This window comes from Mesorhizobium sp. (assembly GCF_004962925.1).
In the GTDB taxonomy this organism is placed as follows: domain Bacteria; phylum Pseudomonadota; class Alphaproteobacteria; order Rhizobiales; family Rhizobiaceae; genus Mesorhizobium.
This window is the reverse complement of sequence record NZ_SUEO01000385.1, coordinates 259-1,802: the sequence shown is the minus strand read 5'-3', so window position 1 is coordinate 1,802 and position 1,544 is coordinate 259. Positions and strand designations below refer to the sequence as shown.

General features: G+C 62.1%; 2 protein-coding genes and 1 pseudogene. 1 reads left to right on the top strand and 2 read right to left on the bottom strand.

What is annotated here, in order from left to right:
* A pseudogene (locus E5W87_RS35235) lies at positions 1–245 on the bottom strand (DUF445 domain-containing protein); the annotation flags it as partial.
* A gap of 199 nt (positions 246–444) precedes the next feature.
* Between E5W87_RS35235 and rirA the strand changes: the two are divergent.
* On the top strand, positions 445–906 hold the full coding sequence (gene rirA, locus E5W87_RS35230; protein ID WP_126106178.1) for an iron-responsive transcriptional regulator RirA: 462 nt from the start codon (positions 445–447) through the stop codon (positions 904–906).
* Between the two features lie 157 nt (positions 907–1,063).
* Here the strand turns inward: rirA and E5W87_RS35225 are convergent.
* Positions 1,064–1,544 (bottom strand): ATP-binding cassette domain-containing protein (locus tag E5W87_RS35225; RefSeq protein WP_292408518.1); only part of this gene is annotated, 481 nt, incomplete at its 5' end.

Genomic DNA, 1,544 nt, shown 5'->3' with positions numbered 1-1,544 from the left:
CGCCTGAACAGCGCTACCACCGCATACCAGTCGGCCAGCCCGCCGATCGTCGCCGCCTCGGCGAAAGCGGCGACGAACCCCAGCCACGGATAGTGGCCCTCGAACGACTTGGCCACCGCAAAGATGAGGACGCAGAGCGCGAGCGCCGCGGTGGCGACGAACTTGGTGCGCCGAAGCGCCGAAAGCTTGGCGTCCGCGTCGGCATCGAACCGGGCGGATGCCAAAGTCGGTGCTGATTGTGACATGGATGAACTGCTCCTGGTCGATCTCACCGATTCAATTTAGTAATCCGCCCGCCCGAATGCGCGCCAGATTCGGGGTCATGTTTTGCACGACCCTGCACACAAACTTGACAAAAAAATTCACCTATTATGCGATGCTTGTCTGGAATTATTCCAAGGTATAGGCCATATTAGGCTTGAGCTAATGCTTCGTGAGGACAAAATGCGGCTAACACGCCAGACCAACTACGCCATGCGCATCCTGATGTATTGCGCCGCGAACACCGATCGGCTGAGCCGCATCCCAGAGATCGCGGCCGCCTACTCGGTGTCCGAGCTTTTCCTCTTCAAGATCCTGCAGCCTTTGGTCGAGCATGGTCTGGTCGAGACGGTGCGAGGCAGGAACGGCGGCGTCAGGCTCGGCCGCGCAGCCGAATCCATCACCCTGTTCGACGTCGTGCGCGTGACCGAAGAGAGCTTCGCCATGGCCGAATGCTTCGAGAACGATGCCGCCGAATGTCCGCTGGTCGACAGTTGCGCACTGAATTCGGCGCTGCGCGAGGCTCTCAACGCCTTCTTCGCCGTGCTTGAGCGCTACACGATCGCCGACATGGTGGCGGCGCGCCCGAATGTGCGGCACCTTCTCGGCATCGACATGTTGGTGCAAAGGGCGCCGGCCGCCTGATTCCGGGTCGCACCGCGGTTTGACCAGGTCTGTTGAGATTCAGGTCAGGCCGAGCCGAGAATGGTGGGTTCGAGAACCGGAACGGAGCGTACTTTTGGGTACGTGAGTACCGGAAGCGCAGGAAACCGCCGTTCGCAGGCCGGCATCACCTGAATACCTAAGCCGCGGATTGCGGCAGCACGAACGGCACGTTTCCGGCAGGCAGCACGCCGACCCTCAGCCGGCAATCGAACACTTTCTCTATCAGATCGTCGCTCAGCACGTCCCGCGGTGAGCCGGTGGCGGCAAGCCTGCCGCGATGCATGACGAAAATCCGGTCGGCATACATGGCCGTTAAATTGAGGTCGTGCAGGACGGCGACCACGCCGCCGCCCCGTCTGGCGAAGTCGCGGGCGATGTTCATGATGATCAATTGGTGCTTGATGTCGAGGCTGGAAACCGGCTCGTCGAGGAAGAGATAGCGCGGTTTGCCGTCGAGGACCGGCGCCCAGACCTGGCAGAGCACGCGGGCCAACTGCACGCGCTGCTGTTCGCCGCCCGAAAGCTCCTGATAGAAACGGCCGGCAAAGCCGTCGAGATCGACCCGCGCCAGCGCCCGTTCGGGCAGGCGCTCGTTCTCACCGGGAAGCGCGCCCGAG